Origin of the sequence: Sporolactobacillus vineae DSM 21990 = SL153 (assembly GCF_000377985.1) — a bacterium.
Lineage (GTDB): Bacteria > Bacillota > Bacilli > Bacillales > Sporolactobacillaceae > Sporolactobacillus > Sporolactobacillus vineae.
On sequence record NZ_KB899045.1, the window covers coordinates 296,040 to 312,853 of the forward strand.

Below are 16,814 nucleotides of genomic sequence, written 5' to 3' on the forward strand. Positions count from 1 at the left end.
CAGACGGCGGCCGTGGACGAAGCGCGGAAGATCACGATTCTCGGTATCGGCAATTCTTTATACAGTGATGAAGGACTGGGCGTTCAGATCCTTCCCCGGCTGCAGGAAGCGCTCAAGGATATCGGCAATCTTGAATTTGTCGACGGAACGACGGAAGGCATGCAGCTGCTCGGCCCGGTTGAGGCGACACGGTCACTGATCATCATCGATGCCGTTAATGCCGGAAAGGATCCCGGAACACAGATCAGGCTGGAAAAGGAGGAGATTCCCTCCTTTAACGGAATCAAAATGTCCGTGCACCAGATCGGCTTTCAGGAAGTGGTATCCGCAGCCCAGCTGCGCGACCGTCTTCCCGAACGGATGGTGATGTTCGGGATTCAGCCGGCATCGCTCGATCTCGGCACGGAACTGAGCGAAACGGTTCAGTCGGCTGTTCCGGAACTGATCGGCCGGATTCGCCGACAGCTCCGTGAATGGCGGGAAGTTTAATGGACCGCCGTTCCTTTTTAAAAGAACTGGTTCAGAGCCTGACGGATACCGGGAAAGAGATTGTCTCCCCATTTATCGAACAGGATATGGCTAAAATCGGCAGAGCGGCCGATGTGCTGAACGGGGTCAGCTGGCACCGTCTTGATCCCGTCGGCTCCGGATATTCCGAACAGGTCTGTGACGGGCGACTGATCTGCCTCTATGGCCATGACGGGAAGCTGACGGTGTGCGGAAAATCCTGTCCCGATTGCCACGAACTTCTGTCCTGGATTGCTTACGCCCGGCAGCTCCATTGCCCGGCGTGCGGAAAGAACTACACGTTTACCGGGGAGGAACAGCCGCTGAAACTCGAAGGCTATCAGGTGAAACACGAGAAAGGGAGCTGGTGGGTCGCTCTGCCGGAAGGAGGCGACAGGCCGCATGCATGAGATGGGTCTGATGGAAGACGCCTTGCAGATGGTTTCCAAGGATGCTGCCGGCCATGGGATGAAAAGTGTTGAGAAAGTGTCGCTGATTGTCGGTGATCTGAGCAATGTTCTGCCTGATGCGCTGCGATTTGCCTTTGATGCCTTCAGGAAGACCGGAGAGATTCCGGGGATCGGCGGGCAGGCACGCCTGGAGATCATCCGCGAACCGGGAAAAGCAAGGTGTGCCGTCTGCGGCAAAGAATACGAACCGAATGAGTATCTGGCCCTCTGCCCTGATTGCGGCATGCCGTTCGGGGTGGTTATTTCCGGAGAAACATTTAGAATTGAGTCATATGAAGGGAGCTGAGATCATGAAAGTGACACTGGAAAAGGATGTCATGGAGAATAACGACCGTGCCGCTGAATTCAATCGAAAGCTTTTTCAGAAGACCGGAACACTGGTAATCAATATCATGAGTTCACCGGGTGCCGGCAAAACGACGATTCTTGAGAAAACGGTCAGAGCTCTGTCCGGTCAGTACCGGATTTCTGTGATTGAAGGCGATATTGCCACCGAACGCGACGCCGACCGGATCCGTTCAGCGGGTACGCGTGCCGTGCAGATTGCGACAGAGGGAGAATGCCACCTGGATCCGCGGATGATCGCCAAGGTACTTCCGGAGATCGATCTCGATGAAACGGATATTCTTTTTATTGAGAATGTCGGCAATCTCGTCTGTCCGTCTGAATTCGATCTCGGTCAGACACATAAGGTGGTTGTGCTCAGCACGCCGGAGGGTAACGATAAGATTCCCAAATATCCATTAATGTTTCATGTCACGGAACTGGCACTGATCAATAAAACCGACCTGATCCCTTATGTCCCGTTCGATCTCGATCAGGCGCGCAAAGATCTTCAGGCGATTAATCCGGAATCCCGGCTGATGCCGGTTTCCGCCCGGAGCGGCCAGGGCTTCGATGACTGGCTGAACTGGATTAAAGAGGCGCGGCAGGCGTGCCTGAAGCCGTAAAAATCATCGTCCGCGGCCGGGTTCAGGGGGTCGGTTTCCGTCCGTTCGTTTACCGGATTGCTGCTGAAGAAAAGCTGTCTGGCACGGTTCAGAACAATATGGACGGCGTGCGGATCATCTGGGAGGGAAGCCGTGACCGGATCGACCGGGCAAGGCTCCGGCTGATGAACGAACGGCCGCGCCTGTCCCGTATCGACCGGGTGATTGCGGAGGCTATTCCGCCGGAAGGCTACACGACTTTCCGGATTATCGAAAGTGACCGGTCGGGAAAATCGGAACTGGTGATTCCTGTCGATTCAGCAGTGTGTGACGATTGTCTGCGGGAAATGCGTGATCCGAAAAATTTCCGCTACCGGTATCCGTTCATCAACTGCACCCAGTGCGGTCCGCGCTATACGATCATTGAAGGATTGCCCTATGACCGGGCTTATACGTCGATGATAGCTTTTGAGATGTGTGCGGACTGCCGGCAGGAATATGAGGATCCGCTGAACCGGCGCCACCATGCGCAGCCGATTGCCTGCAGCACCTGCGGACCGGAACTCTCACTTATTGCTCCGGACGGGACCGCACTGGGGAACGGGGAAAAAGCACTTGGCCGGGCTGTTGATACGCTGGAGCAGGGCGGGATTGTCGCCATCAAAGGGATCGGCGGGTTCCATCTGGCCTGCAATGCAGCGGATCAGGAAGCCGTAGCCCGTCTGAGGCAGCGAAAGGGGCGGCCGGATAAACCGCTCGCGATCATGGCCGCTTCGGTGGAACAGGCAAAGCGGATTGCCGAAGTGTCTCCAGAAGAGGAACGCGTGCTCCGTTCACCGGAAGCACCGATTGTCCTGCTGCGCCAGCGGCAGGTGTTTCCTCAGAGTATAGCACGGGCGGTGGCACCGGGCGTCGGGACAGTCGGGATTATGCTCCCCTATGCGCCGCTGCATCATTTACTGTTCGACGACGGCACGTATCAGTTTCTGGTGATGACCAGTGCGAATCCGTCCGGCCTGCCGATTCTCTATCAGAACGAACGGGCCGTCCAGTATTTATCGGGGATCTCGGACTGCATTCTGAGCCATAACCGGCCGATTCTGCATGCAATTGATGATTCCGTCGTCCGTGTCGGTCAGGATTTGCCTTTTTTTCTCAGGCGGTCACGCGGTTATGTACCGGATCCGATGGCAACCCAAATGAGCGTAGACGGCATTGCGGCGCTGGGCAGCCAGATGAAGAACACGTTCGCGCTCGGCCGCGGCCGCCAGATTTTTATCAGCCCGCATCTTGGCGATCTGTCGTCGGTGGAAGGCATGGATCACTATGAAGAAACATTTGCCCACCTGACACGGTGGATGGGAATCACGCCGAAATTGCTGGCCGTCGACAGGCACCCGCTTTTCAGCACGCGGGAGTTTGCGGAAAAGATGGGCGTACCGACGCTCGCCGTGCAGCATCATCACGCCCATCTTGTCTCCTGCATGGAAGACAACAGACTTAGTGGCGAGTGCCTCGGCCTGATTCTGGACGGAACGGGATACGGTGATGACGGAGCGACCTGGGGGTTCGAGCTGCTGCACGGCGGCGCAGCGTCTTGCCGGCGTCTGGCCCATCTCCGCTATTCACCGCTGCCCGGCGGGGATAAAGCGGTGACCGAGCCATGGCGCAATGCGGCAGCGATGCTGATCTGTCTGCTTGGTGAAGAAGGCGGCCGGCTGAGTAAAATGTTGTTTCCGGATCAGTCGGCGGCAATCACCATTATCGGCCGGATGATCCGCCGGAAGGTAAACAGTCCGCTGGCCGGAACCTGCGGACGGCTGTTCGACGCGGTCAGTGCGATGCTCGGATTGTGCCGCGTGTCAACCTATGATGGAGAAGCGGCGGTGCTGCTTTCTGAAACAGCCGGGGATCCGCCGGAACCTGCCGAACCGTATCCCTATCGAATCAGCGGCAGCACTGTTCAAGAGCTCGATTTTACTCAGACTTTGCGGAAGATCGCCAATGATCATTTAAACGGCGTGCCGGTGGCGGTCATCAGCCGGCGTTTCCATGAAACGGTCGTTTCGGCTGCCTGCCGCGTGACCCGGCGGATTTCCTCGGAACATCCGGAATATGGAAAACGGATTGTGCTGTCCGGAGGGAGTTTCAATAATCCTTATCTGTCGCGGCGGATTGCCGGGGAGTTAAGGGCATCCGGATTCACCGTTTTCACCCACCACCGGGTTCCGTGCGGTGACGGAGGACTGTGTCTCGGACAGCTGGCGGCAGCGGCAGCCAGGCAAGACTGAAATAGAACGAAAATGGTTTTGAGAACGTGCTCTATTAATAAAAAGATAATCTGGGAGGATGAGCAGCATGTGCGTCGGTGTACCGGCTAAAGTCATTGAAAAAAAAGAATATACCGCACTGGTTGATGTGATGGGGACACGGATGGAAGTCGGTATCTTGTTTGTGCCCGAAGTTGAAGTCGGTGAGTACGTCATTGTCCATGCCGGACAGGGCATGTCGGTCATCGACCGGGACTCTGCGCATCAGAGTATCGGGGAATGGGAGAAACTGGCCCGTGAAGACGCTATTTGAACCGAAAGATCCGGCTGTGGCGAAAGAACTGGCCCGGAAAGTGATCGGGCTGGCAGACCGCTGCCGTGAGAAAACGGGTACGGTTCCGGCATTTATGGAAGTCTGCGGCTCACATACGATGGCTCTGGCGAAAACAGGAGTGAAACTGATTTTGCAGGGCCACGTCAATCTGATCTCAGGACCGGGCTGCCCGGTCTGCGTTACGGATCAGAAACAGATTGATGCGATGATCGAAGTGGCTGAATCAGATGACCGGATTGTCTGCACGTTCGGGGATATGATGCGTGTGCCGGGATCGAAGCGCACACTGATGAGTGCCAAAACAGAGGGCCGGGATGTCCGGATTGTCTACTCACCGATCGATGCCGTGAAGATCGCCGAAGAAAACCCGGACCGGGAAGTTGTCTTCCTCGGTGTCGGCTTTGAGACAACAGTTCCGGTGCTTGCGGCAGCGATTCAACTGGCCGCGCAGAAACAGCTTAAAAATTTTTCGATGTGGGCGACAACGAAACTGGTGCGCCCCGTACTCCGGACACTGTTGACGGTGAAAAAAGTAAAGATCAACGGCTTCCTGCTCCCGGGCCATGTCTCGATTGTGCTCGGCGGCAATGCCTATCAGTTCCTTGTCGATGATTTCAGGATGCCCGGCGTTATCAGCGGTTTTGAACCGGTGGAGATGCTGAGCGCCATCTACAAACTGCTGAAGATGGTGTACGAGGACAAACCGGAAATTATGAACAACTATAAAAGTGTGGTCCGTTCCAAGGGCAATCCGGTGGCGCAGAAGCTGATGAATGAATTTTTCCAGCCATGCGACGAAGCCTGGCGCGGAATCGGTGTGATTCCGCAGAGCGGCCTGAGGATCCGGGACAAATATGCCGCATTTGATGCCCGGAAGAAGTTCAGCATTGAAGTCGGCGAACCGAAGAAGACACTGTGCCGCTGCGGCGACATGATCTGCGGCCTGGCTTCTCCGGAACAGTGCCTGCTGTTTGGTAAAGCGTGCACACCGCTCCATCCGGTCGGGCCGTGCATGGTTTCAACAGAAGGCAGCTGTGCTGCACACTATGCTTATATGAGGAAGGAAGGATAACCAATATGGACCGGAAGATTACCCTTGCTTATGGGGATGGCGGGGAACTGGCGCATAAACTGATTCAGCAGATTTTTGTCTCCGCGTTCGGCAATCGTGATGCATCACGGTTCGATGCTTCATTCCTTTCACTGAAAAGCGGTGAAATTGCCGTAACAACCGACAGCTTTGTGGTCAAGCCGCTCTTTTTTCCCGGCGGCGACATCGGGAAAATTGCTGTCTCCGGAACGGTCAATGATCTGGCGGTTGCCGGAGCCGTGCCGCTCTGTCTGACCGCAGGGTTCATTATTGAAGAAGGTTTTCCGCTTGCCGATCTGCGGAAAATCGTGCGCTCGCTGGCTGATGAGGCAGCCGGTGCCGGTGTCGAAGTAGTTGCCGGCGATACGAAGGTTGTCGAAAAAGGCGGTGCCGACGGCGTTTATATCAATACGACCGGTGTCGGCCTGAAACGAAGTGAAGGGGCCATCGATCCATCCCGAATCGCGCCCGGCGACGATATTCTGATTAGCGGACCGATCGGGGACCATGGTATTGCCATCCTTGCCGCCCGCGGAGAACTTGGCCTGATGACCGAACTTCAGAGCGATTGCGCGCCACTGAATAAAATGATCGATGCCGTGATTGAAGCCGGCTGCGATGTCAAAATGATGCGCGATCCGACGCGTGGCGGTATCGCAACAACACTGGTTGAGATTGCCGAAGACTTTCATGCAACATTTGAACTGAGCGAGTCCAGACTGCCGGTTCGTGATGCTGTCCGGGGCGCCTGCGATATTCTCGGCTTTGACCCGATGTATCTGGCCAATGAAGGCAAAGTGGTTATGGTTGTCGCTCATGAAGATACACAAAAAGCGCTCAACGCCATGCGCACGTTCAGCGAAGGCGAAAGTGCAGCGGTGATCGGACAGGTTACCGGAAAGGGTATCGGCCAGCTGCTCCTGGAAACGCCGCTTGGCAGTAAGCGGCGGCTGCATCGTTTATCCGGAATGATGCTGCCGCGCATTTGCTGAGCGTCGACTGTAGTGAAAAAATAAATGAGGTGGATGAAAATGGGACTTGGAAATATCGGTTTTCCCGGCTTAATCATGATTCTGGTCATCGCTCTGATCATTTTCGGGCCTTCAAAACTGCCGGAAATCGGCAAAGCGTTCGGTAAAACCCTCAGAGAATTCAAAAAAGGGACGCAGGAACTCACTTCCGACGAACACGATGAAAAACCTGAGAAAAAGGCAACGGTAGCTGAAAGTCATTCAGAACAGGCAGAGAAGAAGAACTGAAAGAGGGTAAGGTGTATGAAAAAGGGAAACCGGGATATGACTCTGATCGAACATCTGAGTGAACTGCGCAAGCATTTCATCGTGATTCTGGTTGCGTTTATTGTCAGTTTCGGGGTTTCCCTGTTCTATATACGCCGGCTGTACTACTGGCTGATTCACGATCTGGGGGTGAACGGCAAGCTGACGGTGCTTGGTCCGACGGATATCATTCGCGTCTACTTCATGCTCGGCGGCGTCGTTGCGCTGGCGATCACGATCCCGGTGGCCGCGTGGCAGCTCTGGCTGTTTGTCGCCCCGGCACTCACCGAGAAGGAGCGAAAGATTGCCGCTTCCTATATCCCGGCCATCTTTCTTCTGTTTCTCTGCGGGCTTGTCTTCGGCTATTTTGTTGTTTTTCCAAATATCCTCCGTTTCCTGATGTCGATTAACGGCGGCATGTTCACCGTCATGTTTACGACTGAAAAGTTTTTTGAATTTCTGATCAATATTGTGCTGCCGTTCGGCATTCTGTTTGAACTGCCGGTTGTGGTGGTCTTTCTGACGAACCTGGGTCTGCTGAGGCCGCAGCTGATGAAGAAAATGAGAAAAGTGGCTTATTTATCGCTTGTCGTTCTGGCGACGATGATCTCACCGCCTGATTTTGTATCTCACTCGCTGGTGGCCGTCCCGCTGCTGCTGCTATATGAAATCTGTGTCACCGTATCCGGTGTGGCTTACCGGAGAAGAATGAAACGTCTGTCCGTGGCGAAAAGAGAACTCTCTGCTTCGGAGGGGACCTAATATAGAATAGGTAAGAATTTTGCCGGATCGGTTGCGGCTGAAAATACCATATGTTACATTTAACTTGAGTGAATGATGATCGATGAAGATTGGAGCGTCCATAAATGCATACATTGCTTTTAATTCTGATGATTATTTCAGCCGTGATCATGGTTATTCTGATCCTGATGCAGCGGAGCCGCGGCGACGGACTTTCCGAAGCGATTACCGGCGGTGCGGAACAGCTTTTCAGCAAACAGAAGGCAAGAGGTATTGAAGTCGGGCTGAACCGGCTGACCATTTTTTTTGCTGTTGTCTTTTTTGCCTCCGCGTTTCTGCTCGGTTATTATTTTAAATAACTGAATACCCCCAATGATGCCGGAAGGACGGCCGGACAGGCTGCCGCTCCGGTTTTTGCTGTCGGGGAAGGAACAGGTGCCATCATTTCCCTGTTGACTTTAGACCTGCCCGTGTGGATGGCGTATAATAAGGGGTGTTATTGGCTGAAAGTATTAACCGGCCTCTTAGTAAGGGAATTGATACTTACAGCCGGATGCGCTGGGGGTGGTGAAATGGGGAAGATCAGGCCGCCTAAGCCGTTCCTGCTTGAAGGCGGCAGACGGGCGGTGCTGCTGCTGCACGGTTTTACAGGGAATTCAGCCGATGTGCGTCAGCTCGGCAGGTATCTGAACAACCGTGGCTACACATGTTACGGACCGCACTATTCCGGACATGCTGTCCCACCGGAAGAACTGTTTCGCACAACACCCGATGACTGGTGGAACGATGTACGCCATGCGTTTGCCTTTCTTCAAAAATCAGGGTACACCGAGATTGCCGTTTGCGGACTTTCACTGGGCGGAGTATTTTCACTGAAATGTGGCTACACTTTTCCTGTAAAGGGAATTATACCGATGTGTGCACCTGTCCGGAACGGCACTCAGGAAACCGTTCGATCCGGCGTGATTCGCTATTCGAGAAACTATAAAACGTATGAAGGCGAATCCCATCAGGAGATTGACAGCGAGATGCCGGCGCTCGAAGCAAAAGTGCCGCAGATGCTGGAACGGCTTGCTGCACTGATCGATGATGTGCGGCACCATCTCAGCCTGATCCGGGTTCCGGCGCTTGTCGTCCAGGCCGGACTCGATGAGATGATTGACCGGACAAGTGCGGATACAATTTATCAGGAAATTCAGTCAAGCGTAAAACAGATTAAATGGTATAATCAATCGACACACGTGATTACGTTAGGAACAGAGAAGGCTCAGTTGCACCAGGATATCGAAGCTTTTCTTGAAAGCCTGGACTGGTCTGTTTCCTAAGGACAGGGAGGTTTTTAAATGGAAGAAGACCGTAGCCAGGAAATTCTGGACTATATGCGCAAAGAATCATACAGGCCGATGACACTGCAAGAATTGAAAGATGCATTCTCCGACAGCCTGGCGGCAAATCAGGATGAGTTTGTCGAGACGGTAAATGAAATGGAGGCACAGGGACTCATCATCAAGACCCGTACAGACCGGTACGGACTGCTGGAAAAGATGGGCCTGATGAAAGGCCGGGTACAGAGCCATGCCAAGGGCTTCGCTTTTATCATCCCTGATGATGAAAATCAGGAAGATGTATTCGTCGGCCCAAACGATCTGGCCGGTGCAATGAACGGCGACACGGTCATTGTCCGCGTTTCACCGAAAAATCCGGATGATGAACGCGGTGATGCGGCACGTGCTGAAGGCGCCGTGATTCGGATTCTGGTACGCGCCGTGAAGCAAGTGGTCGGCACATTCAATGCCGGACCGCATTTCGGTTTTGTAATTCCTGACGACAAGAAGATCAACGGCGATATTTTCATCCCCGAAAATGCCGAACATGGTGCGATGGAAGGCCATAAGGTTGTTGCCGAAATCACGAAATATCCGGAAGGCCGCAAAAATGCGGAAGGGATGATTACTCAGATTCTCGGACATAAGAACGATCCGGGCGTCGATATTCTTTCGATCATTTATAAACACGACCTGCCCCACGAATATCCTCCGGAAGTCATGGCGGAAGCCGAAGCCGTACCGGAGGAGATTTCTGAAAAAGACTGGGAAGGGCGCCGCGATCTTCGGAATGAAACAATTGTGACCATCGACGGTGAGGAATCCAAGGACCTTGATGATGCGGTGACGGTTTCCAAACTGGATAATGGCAACTATCGGCTCGGGGTACATATTGCCGACGTCAGTTATTACGTCACGGAAGGCTCCGCGCTCGATGCCGAAGCCTACGAACGCGGCACCAGTGTCTATCTTGTCGACCGTGTGATCCCGATGATCCCGCACCGGCTTTCCAACGGCATCTGCAGCCTGAATCCTCAGGTTGACCGGCTGACGATCAGTTGTGAAATGGAGATCGACCATGAAGGCAATGTGGTCAATCATGAAATTTTTCCAAGTGTGATCCGGTCGACGGAACGGATGACGTATACGAACGTCCGGAAGATCCTCAACCGTGAGGACGATGAGGTGCTTCAGCGCTATCATGATCTCATCCCCTTCTTCGATCTGATGGCGGAACTGGCCAAGATTCTGGAAAAACATCGCCATGACCGTGGTGCGATCGACTTTGAATTTACCGAAGCAAAGATTATTGTTGATGAAAATGGCAAACCGACAGATGTCGTCATCCGGGAACGGACCGAAGCGGAACGGCTGATCGAATCGTTCATGCTTGCGGCCAACGAAACGGTTGCGGAGCACTTTGAGAAGCTGCACTTGCCGTTCCTGTACCGTGTGCATGAAGAACCGGATGAAGACCGGCTGAAGAAATTTTTCGATTTTGTCGTTAATTTCGGCTATGTCCTGAAGGGTTCCCCGGAACATGTTCATCCGGCGACGCTCCAGTCGCTGCTTGAAAAAGCCAAGGGTTCCCCGGAAGAAGCAGTGATCAGCACGATGATGCTCCGTTCCATGGCTAAAGCACGGTATGCCGATCAGTGTCTCGGCCACTTCGGCCTGTCGACGGAATACTATACGCATTTTACCTCCCCGATCCGCCGTTATCCGGACTTAACGGTTCACCGGCTGATCCGCAAGTACCTTTTTCAGCACCATACCGATCAGAAAACTCAGGAGACCTGGAAGTCATTGCTTCCGGAAATCGCCCGGAGGACGTCGGTCTGCGAGCAGCGAGCGGTTGATGCGGAGAGGGATACGGATGACCTCAAGAAAGCTGAATTCATGCAGGATAAAGTCGGAGAGACTTATGACGGCGTGATCAGCGGTGTTACGAATTTCGGCTTGTTTGTGGAACTGCCGAATACCATTGAGGGCCTTGTCCACGTCAGCTATCTGACCGACGATTACTACCGTTACAGCGAAGAGAACATGGCGATGATCGGTGAGCGCAGCGGCAAAATGTACCGGATCGGCGACAAGATTCAGGTGAAAGTGCTCGACGTCAATATGGATGAATCTGCGGTTGATTTTGAAGTCGTCGGCATGGAACCGCCGAAACCGCGGATCCGTAAATCACGTCCGACGATCATCCAGAACAAAGAGCGCAGCGGCGGTCCGTCCGGCGGAAGAAAGCGGTTCGGCGACAAGCCGAAGGGCAACGGCCCACATCGCCATCATTCGAATAACAAAGGCGGAAGCGGTAGCCACGGCTTCAGCATTAAGAGCCGGGCATTCATCAAGAATAAAGGTAAAAATAAATAATCTGGCATTAACACGGAGAATCGGACAGATTCTCTTTTTTTCACTGAACACAGTTAGATTACTGCGCCTGTAAATTTCCGTCAGATTCATGAGCATGGCTGAAATTCTTCTGGAATCGATAACCGGACAGTGAAGTCCACTGCCGGAATTTGTTATAATTAAAAGAGACAGGCATGGTTAATCTTTCCTTATAGAAAAGCGCTTTCCGCATGGACAGAATCAAAACTGAACGGGAACATACGGGAAATGGGCGACGACGTTTCATCTGGAGGTTTCAATGATAAAATTAATCGCAATGGATTTAGACGGGACGCTGCTCAACAGTAAGCGAACAATCAGCTGGGACAACCTGAAGGCACTGCGATTTGCCAGATCGAAGGGGGTTACCCTGGTAATCGCGACAGGACGCGCCTTTTTCGATGTCCGTCACCTGATGCAGGAAATTGACATCCAGACACATGTGATCGGGACAAACGGGGCAACGATCCACACAATTGAGGGTCAGCTGATCGGTGCTGATGTACTGGACCGGACGGCTGCACTGCAGGCGGTCTCTGAGCTGGCGGCACAGCATTACTATATCGGTGTTTACACGGATAAAAACATCTACGTACCGCGTGAGGGAACCAACTGGCTGTATCAGGAACTCGACCGTCTGCATATTCATGAAGACCGTTCCGTCGGTTTTCAGGGTGCAACCAGGGACGATTTTTATCGCTTCTTTGATGATCCGCAGGAGATCGAAAAGGAAGGGCGGGACATTTTTAAAATTATCATCTGTTCCTATGACGATGCCAAACTGCTGAAAGCACGCCGCTTCTACGAAGAAAAGCATCGTTATAATATCGTCTCGAGCGGGATCGGAAACTTCGAGATTATGGGGCCGAATGTCTCCAAAGGGAACGCCCTGTATCATCTGGCGAGCTTTCTTGATATTCCGCTTGAGGATGTCATGGCGATCGGCGATAACTACAACGATCTGTCGATGTTCGCTGTCTCCGGAATTTCGGTGGCAATGGGGAATGCCGACGAGGTAATTAAGAAGAAATGCACAAGGGTGACACTCGACTGCAGTGACGATGGTGTTGCGTCTGCCATTTATGAAGAGCTAAAACGAAAATAGAATGGTGAGGCGCACCGGAGACACGCAAAGGATGGTTGACTGTGAAAAAAGTGCTTCGATATATTGCTTTTTTTATTGGTGCGTTTCTGGTCCAGTGGATCTGGTATACTTTGGTGACGCCCGGAAAACCGTATTCATTTTTACAGTTACTGATGACCTCAGTCGTTTTTGTCGTCATTCTGTATCTGCTGGATCTGATGCCCAAGAAGCGCTGAATGATACAGCCGCTGCTGCAGACACGTTTGCGGCGGCTTGTATCGGCAGTTATAATGATTAAAAGGTAACAAGTTCAGGCAGGTGAGTCAGATGGCCAGGGGAGAAAGTCGGGTGCTGGCACAGAATAAGCGTGCGCACCACGACTATTTTATTGAAGAAACCGTTGAAGCAGGTATTGTTCTGCAGGGAACGGAGATCAAATCGATCCGCAAGGGAAAAGTCAGTATTCAGGATGCCTTTGCCCGCGTCGAAAATGGCGAAGCATATGTTTATAATATGCATATCAGCCACTATGAACAGGGCAACCGATATAATCATGAACCGCTGCGGACGCGCAAACTGCTGATGCATCAGAGAGAAATTCGCAAGCTCGGTGTGGAGGCGGACAAAGCAGGAAACGCACTGATTCCGCTTAAAGTCTATATTAAGAACGGGTTTGCTAAAGTACTGATTGGACTCGGACACGGTAAAAAGTTGTATGATAAACGCGAAACAATGAAGAAACAGACGGCAGAACGTGAGATGGCCCGGGCATTTCGGTCTGCGCAAAAACGGTGAGTTGCCAGGACGATTAAATCATGTTATAATATATCATTGCGTTGAAGATACGCAATGCAGTTATGGCACAGATTCATCACCGCACGCCCGTTTGTCATAAACGGGGACGTTACGGATTCGACAGGGGCAGGTCGGGTTTAAGCGGCGAGCCGAGGGGGTCGGCCTCGTAAAAACGCCAAAGCCATAACTGGCAAAGAAAACGAAAATCTCGCTTTAGCTGCCTAATCAGCTTTAGCGGTCTCTTCCGCCATCTCCCATGTGGCGGGTAAGGGACTCACTCAAGTGGGATACGCCGGAAGCCTGCATCCTGAAGGCCAGGGAAGAGATTAATCGGGATAGTTCCGCGAAAGCCTGTCGGCGGGCCGACGTGCGGGCGAACTGCTAATATACCGACTACGCTCGTAGAAACTTAAATTGCGATGTTTCTGGACGTGGGTTCGACTCCCACCGTCTCCACTAGCAAGATCATAGAAAAGAGCCTGAAAACCTCTAATGTTGAGGCTTTCAGGCTCTTTTCTATTTGCCTCCCTTTGAACGTGAAAGTCATTAATTCTGCCAATTGGCCTTTCCTTTAATCATAATTGTGCCACATTTCTCAGCAATAATGACAGTAGAAACCATGCAAAGGAGGCCTCCGATTGATGCTAATTCTCATTATTCTGCTTCTGCTTGTCGGCTACTACTTTCTCCGTCAAAAAGGGAGTAACAGTTTCAGCCAGACGAAAACATCAAATGCAGAAGAAATTCTGAAACAGCGCTTTGTCTCCGGGGAAATTGATGAAGATACCTACAATCGCATGCTGAAAACAATCCGGTCTTAAACGGCAAAATTTCAATGACAGTTAAGGAGGATTTGTATGATGTACCTCAGAGGATATAATGGTCTTGGTGGCTGTTTTGGCTATGGAGATGGATTTTTCGGACCCTGGATGATGATGGGTTCGGGTGTATTGCTGCTGGTTGCGGTCATCATTGCCGCCGTGATTCTATTCAAAATGGCTTCATCTAAAAAAAGGGGTGACAGCTCACTCGAACTTTTGAAACTCCGCTACGCGAAGGGTGAAATAAGCGAAGCGGAGTACTTAAAGATGAAGAAGGTACTGAGCAAATAAACAGCGGGCGTATTTGTTGAGGCAGGCAAAGCAGCATAATTTTCAAATGGGGACGAGTTGAGTGGAATGGACTATCATGTGATGATTGTGGAAGATCAAAAGGAGATACGGGATGTCGTAGCCAAATATCTTGAGAAAGAAGGCTATATTCCTTCTCTTGCGAAAGATGGCTTCGAAGCACTTGAGATCTTTGGCAGCCAGACCATTCACCTCATTCTATTAGATATTATGATGCCTGGAATTGACGGATTTGAGGTGCTGCGGGAAATCCGAAGGGTATCCGATGTTCCGGTCATTATGCTTACCGCAAAGCAGGAGGAAATCGACAGGCTCCATGGGTTTGACACGGGCGCAGATGATTATGTCGTCAAACCATTCAGCCTTAAGGAGCTAATGAAACGTGTTCGGGTGATCATTAAGCGGGTTTACCATGAAACCGATCAAATGGTTTATCATTGTAAAGCGCTGCATCTGCATACCGGGAGTATGAAGCTCTATCAGGGAGAGGAAGAGATCCCGGTCACTTCCGCCGAGTACGCACTGCTTCTTGTTATGTTTCGGCATCAAGGTCAGGTGCTGACCCGAGAGCAACTTATTGAGCTGGCATATGGAAACGATTACGAGGGATATGACCGCAACATTGACAGTTATATCAAGCGTATTCGTCAGAAAATTGAGCAAGATCCCAGGCATCCAAAGATGCTCATCACAAAATATGGTGCGGGATACATTTTCGGGGATGTGAGGCAATGACCATACGGCGGCAGTGGCTGATTATGCTGACCCTCACGGCTGCACTTGCGATTGTTGTCAATACGCTGATTTTCAGTTCGCTTATCAACCACTATTTTCAGGCCTACACGACCGGTGAATATAATAAAAGCCTGTCACAAATTAAAAGGTTTTCAAGAATGGCCCTTTCTCAAAATAATATGACGTCCCGGCAGATTGAGGCGCAGCTTGCGTCCTATTTGAACGATCCGATTACCCGAATCACGCTCTATAAGGCGGATGGTTCGGTGGTTGCCCATGTGAATGTGACGAATGACTTAAGCAGCATGAACATGATGAGCGGTATGATGCGGCACAGGACGCCGGGCACATTTTCCCAGGAGGTCTCTCGGACAGAATTCAAGAACTCCGGTGTTTCAATCGGCACGGTAAATGTGACGCACTACCTTTCCATTGGTAATTCGATGACTTCTATGATGTTTCGTTCCGTTCTGATTCGCAACAGCCTGCTCTCTTTCGTTATCGTGCTGGCTTTACTGATCATGATCGGGCTGTTCGCGAGCAGAAGACTGAGCAGAGACTTAAGAAATACTTCATCTATGGCGCTGGATATCGACTTGGGAAATCAGGCGGATATTCCGCTCTCAAAAATCCGGGAGGTCAGGATTATCCAGCAAAGCCTGAAGGAATTGAAATCACGGTTAAAACTAAAGCAAAAAGGGCGCAAGCGTCTTCTTGATGAAATGGTTCATCAGACGCGGACGCCGCTCACAATATTAAAGACACATCTGGAAGGGTTTCAGGACGGGGTCATTGATATCACACCAGAGGAAATCAAAACCTGTGAAATGCAGATCGAGAACATTTCCTCGATCATTTCCAATATGAGCGGTCTGCTGGATACGGAAAGAAAGGCATCCCCGCTCCGCGTTGAAACATTCGAGTTCAGTCATTTACTACGACGAATTATTGCCGGGCTTAAGCTTCAATTCGATCAGAAGCAAGTCGCACTTTCCTTGATGAGTCACGAGAAAATAATGATTAAGACCGATTTGTATAAACTGAGCCAGAGTATTTACAACATCTTGACCAACGCTTATAAATTCACCCAATCGGGTAGTAAAGTGGAGGTTTTCTTCCTGACGGATGAGAAGATGCTCACGATCGAGATCAGGGATACTGGTGCGGGTATATCGCCCAAAGAACAGCAGCATTTATTTGAAGCTTACTACAAGGGAAGCAACGCCCAGACGGTTCCCGGAGAAGGTTTGGGACTGTATGTTGTGAAACAGAATCTGGAGCAGATCGGGGGAACGATTCGTGTCGCATCAGTGCCTGGTAAGGGAAGCAATTTTATCATAAGAATCCCGATGACGATTTAAAGCAGTATACCAATGCGATAAACAATCCTCTCGCAGATACTTAAAGCCTAGTGGTAATATGTCAAGACCCTAAAAATGGGGAATTGGAAATTTTTCAAAGCCTTTATCCAAAAACGCTTAAAAAAGCGTACACAAATCAAGCTCTACAATGATTAACAAAAATTACCATATGGTGTAGAGCCGTCATCGAAGGGATGTGATAAAAACCGTGGGACTCACGTCCTCCCTTCAGGGGGTGTGTACAATTGGTTGGTGCTTAGTAGCGAATACACCAACCGTACCAGTTTTCTTGCGGTTAAGACGAGTGCGCGTTTATGTTGATGCCGAGTCACTTCTCTGTACTTCTTCTGGTAAAAAGCCTGATAGTCT

The 16,814-nt window shown here is 51.4% G+C and carries 20 protein-coding genes, 1 other RNA gene and 1 pseudogene; 21 read left to right on the forward strand and 1 reads right to left on the reverse strand.

All coding sequences use genetic code 11. The features are described 5' to 3' along the window. The first annotated feature begins 12 nt into the window (after positions 1–12). The 21 genes from D889_RS15835 (at position 13) to D889_RS0107610 (ending at position 16,445) form a co-directional block, all read left to right on the forward strand. Positions 13–489 (forward strand): HyaD/HybD family hydrogenase maturation endopeptidase, encoded by a 477-nt coding sequence (locus D889_RS15835; protein WP_238537653.1) that lies wholly within the window; start codon positions 13–15, stop codon positions 487–489. Beyond that, complete coding sequence (locus D889_RS0107510) at positions 489–917, forward strand: (2Fe-2S)-binding protein (protein ID WP_010631939.1); 429 nt, start codon at positions 489–491, stop codon at positions 915–917. Before D889_RS15835 ends, D889_RS0107510 begins: the two co-directional genes overlap by 1 nt. Next, on the forward strand, positions 910–1,263 hold the full coding sequence (locus tag D889_RS0107515; protein WP_010631940.1) for a hydrogenase maturation nickel metallochaperone HypA/HybF: 354 nt from the start codon (positions 910–912) through the stop codon (positions 1,261–1,263). The genes D889_RS0107510 and D889_RS0107515 overlap by 8 nt, the downstream gene beginning before the upstream one ends. 4 nt (positions 1,264–1,267) lie before the next feature. Continuing rightward, positions 1,268–1,927: a hydrogenase nickel incorporation protein HypB gene (hypB, locus tag D889_RS0107520; protein ID WP_018962246.1), complete on the forward strand. Its 660-nt coding sequence runs from the start codon at positions 1,268–1,270 to the stop codon at positions 1,925–1,927. Then, complete coding sequence (gene hypF, locus D889_RS0107525) at positions 1,912–4,197, forward strand: carbamoyltransferase HypF (RefSeq protein WP_010631942.1); 2,286 nt, start codon at positions 1,912–1,914, stop codon at positions 4,195–4,197. The genes hypB and hypF overlap by 16 nt, the downstream gene beginning before the upstream one ends. Positions 4,198–4,264: 67 nt before the next feature. Next, a complete protein-coding gene (locus tag D889_RS0107530) occupies positions 4,265–4,489 on the forward strand; it encodes a HypC/HybG/HupF family hydrogenase formation chaperone (protein ID WP_010631943.1) in 225 nt (74 codons plus the stop codon). Continuing rightward, complete coding sequence (gene hypD / locus D889_RS0107535) at positions 4,473–5,582, forward strand: hydrogenase formation protein HypD (RefSeq protein ID WP_010631944.1); 1,110 nt, start codon at positions 4,473–4,475, stop codon at positions 5,580–5,582. The genes D889_RS0107530 and hypD overlap by 17 nt, the downstream gene beginning before the upstream one ends. A gap of 5 nt (positions 5,583–5,587) precedes the next feature. Further along, on the forward strand, positions 5,588–6,592 hold the full coding sequence (hypE, locus tag D889_RS0107540) for a hydrogenase expression/formation protein HypE (protein WP_010631945.1): 1,005 nt from the start codon (positions 5,588–5,590) through the stop codon (positions 6,590–6,592). Positions 6,593–6,631: 39 nt separating this feature from the next. Then, positions 6,632–6,859 carry a twin-arginine translocase TatA/TatE family subunit gene (locus D889_RS0107545; protein WP_010631946.1) on the forward strand — a complete coding sequence of 76 codons (228 nt, stop codon included), beginning with the start codon at positions 6,632–6,634 and terminating at the stop codon, positions 6,857–6,859. Between the two features lie 15 nt (positions 6,860–6,874). Beyond that, positions 6,875–7,639: a twin-arginine translocase subunit TatC gene (gene tatC, locus D889_RS0107550; RefSeq protein ID WP_010631947.1), complete on the forward strand. Its 765-nt coding sequence runs from the start codon at positions 6,875–6,877 to the stop codon at positions 7,637–7,639. 104 nt (positions 7,640–7,743) lie between these two features. Further along, the gene (gene secG / locus D889_RS0107555; protein WP_010631948.1) at positions 7,744–7,977 is read left to right on the forward strand and encodes a preprotein translocase subunit SecG; all 234 of its coding nucleotides are present in this window, start codon (positions 7,744–7,746) and stop codon (positions 7,975–7,977) included. Between the two features lie 213 nt (positions 7,978–8,190). Beyond that, positions 8,191–8,943, forward strand: a complete 753-nt coding sequence (locus D889_RS0107560) for an alpha/beta hydrolase (protein ID WP_010631949.1) — start codon at positions 8,191–8,193, stop codon at positions 8,941–8,943. A gap of 18 nt (positions 8,944–8,961) precedes the next feature. Beyond that, a complete protein-coding gene (rnr, locus tag D889_RS0107565; protein ID WP_010631950.1) occupies positions 8,962–11,322 on the forward strand; it encodes a ribonuclease R in 2,361 nt (786 codons plus the stop codon). 277 nt (positions 11,323–11,599) lie between these two features. Then, positions 11,600–12,445 carry a Cof-type HAD-IIB family hydrolase gene (locus D889_RS0107575; protein WP_010631951.1) on the forward strand — a complete coding sequence of 282 codons (846 nt, stop codon included), beginning with the start codon at positions 11,600–11,602 and terminating at the stop codon, positions 12,443–12,445. 41 nt (positions 12,446–12,486) lie between these two features. Continuing rightward, positions 12,487–12,660 (forward strand): hypothetical protein, encoded by a 174-nt coding sequence (locus tag D889_RS15605; RefSeq protein ID WP_018962248.1) that lies wholly within the window; start codon positions 12,487–12,489, stop codon positions 12,658–12,660. A 91-nt stretch (positions 12,661–12,751) separates the two neighbouring features. Further along, positions 12,752–13,219 carry an SsrA-binding protein SmpB gene (smpB, locus tag D889_RS0107585; protein WP_010631952.1) on the forward strand — a complete coding sequence of 156 codons (468 nt, stop codon included), beginning with the start codon at positions 12,752–12,754 and terminating at the stop codon, positions 13,217–13,219. A gap of 102 nt (positions 13,220–13,321) precedes the next feature. Beyond that, positions 13,322–13,678: a transfer-messenger RNA gene (ssrA, locus tag D889_RS15405) on the forward strand. Between the two features lie 182 nt (positions 13,679–13,860). Continuing rightward, a complete protein-coding gene (locus tag D889_RS0107595; protein WP_010631953.1) occupies positions 13,861–14,040 on the forward strand; it encodes an SHOCT domain-containing protein in 180 nt (59 codons plus the stop codon). A gap of 39 nt (positions 14,041–14,079) precedes the next feature. After that, on the forward strand, positions 14,080–14,331 hold the full coding sequence (locus D889_RS0107600) for an SHOCT domain-containing protein (protein ID WP_010631954.1): 252 nt from the start codon (positions 14,080–14,082) through the stop codon (positions 14,329–14,331). 66 nt (positions 14,332–14,397) lie between these two features. Continuing rightward, the gene (locus tag D889_RS0107605) at positions 14,398–15,084 is read left to right on the forward strand and encodes a response regulator transcription factor (protein WP_010631955.1); all 687 of its coding nucleotides are present in this window, start codon (positions 14,398–14,400) and stop codon (positions 15,082–15,084) included. Further along, a complete protein-coding gene (locus tag D889_RS0107610; RefSeq protein WP_010631956.1) occupies positions 15,081–16,445 on the forward strand; it encodes a sensor histidine kinase in 1,365 nt (454 codons plus the stop codon). Before D889_RS0107605 ends, D889_RS0107610 begins: the two co-directional genes overlap by 4 nt. A 215-nt stretch (positions 16,446–16,660) precedes the next feature. Here the strand turns inward: D889_RS0107610 and D889_RS15610 are convergent. Beyond that, positions 16,661–16,814 (reverse strand): annotated as a pseudogene (locus D889_RS15610) (IS110 family RNA-guided transposase); the annotation flags it as partial.

Excerpts from the sequence above, each read along its gene's own strand:
- D889_RS0107610 (WP_010631956.1), top strand. The coding sequence starts at position 15,081 with ATGACCATACGGCGGCAGTGGCTGATTATGCTGACCCTCACGGCTGCA.
- hypB (WP_018962246.1), top strand. The coding sequence starts at position 1,268 with ATGAAAGTGACACTGGAAAAGGATGTCATGGAGAATAACGACCGTGCC.
- smpB (WP_010631952.1), top strand. The coding sequence starts at position 12,752 with ATGGCCAGGGGAGAAAGTCGGGTGCTGGCACAGAATAAGCGTGCGCAC.
- D889_RS0107600 (WP_010631954.1), top strand. The coding sequence starts at position 14,080 with ATGTACCTCAGAGGATATAATGGTCTTGGTGGCTGTTTTGGCTATGGA.
- D889_RS0107575 (WP_010631951.1), top strand. The coding sequence starts at position 11,600 with ATGATAAAATTAATCGCAATGGATTTAGACGGGACGCTGCTCAACAGT.
- D889_RS0107595 (WP_010631953.1), top strand. The coding sequence starts at position 13,861 with ATGCTAATTCTCATTATTCTGCTTCTGCTTGTCGGCTACTACTTTCTC.
- D889_RS0107560 (WP_010631949.1), top strand. The coding sequence starts at position 8,191 with ATGGGGAAGATCAGGCCGCCTAAGCCGTTCCTGCTTGAAGGCGGCAGA.
- D889_RS0107545 (WP_010631946.1), top strand. The coding sequence starts at position 6,632 with ATGGGACTTGGAAATATCGGTTTTCCCGGCTTAATCATGATTCTGGTC.
- secG (WP_010631948.1), top strand. The coding sequence starts at position 7,744 with ATGCATACATTGCTTTTAATTCTGATGATTATTTCAGCCGTGATCATG.
- hypE (WP_010631945.1), top strand. The coding sequence starts at position 5,588 with ATGGACCGGAAGATTACCCTTGCTTATGGGGATGGCGGGGAACTGGCG.
- tatC (WP_010631947.1), top strand. The coding sequence starts at position 6,875 with ATGAAAAAGGGAAACCGGGATATGACTCTGATCGAACATCTGAGTGAA.
- D889_RS0107515 (WP_010631940.1), top strand. The coding sequence starts at position 910 with ATGCATGAGATGGGTCTGATGGAAGACGCCTTGCAGATGGTTTCCAAG.
- D889_RS0107605 (WP_010631955.1), top strand. The coding sequence starts at position 14,398 with ATGGACTATCATGTGATGATTGTGGAAGATCAAAAGGAGATACGGGAT.
- rnr (WP_010631950.1), top strand. The coding sequence starts at position 8,962 with ATGGAAGAAGACCGTAGCCAGGAAATTCTGGACTATATGCGCAAAGAA.
- D889_RS0107530 (WP_010631943.1), top strand. The coding sequence starts at position 4,265 with ATGTGCGTCGGTGTACCGGCTAAAGTCATTGAAAAAAAAGAATATACC.
- D889_RS0107510 (WP_010631939.1), top strand. The coding sequence starts at position 489 with ATGGACCGCCGTTCCTTTTTAAAAGAACTGGTTCAGAGCCTGACGGAT.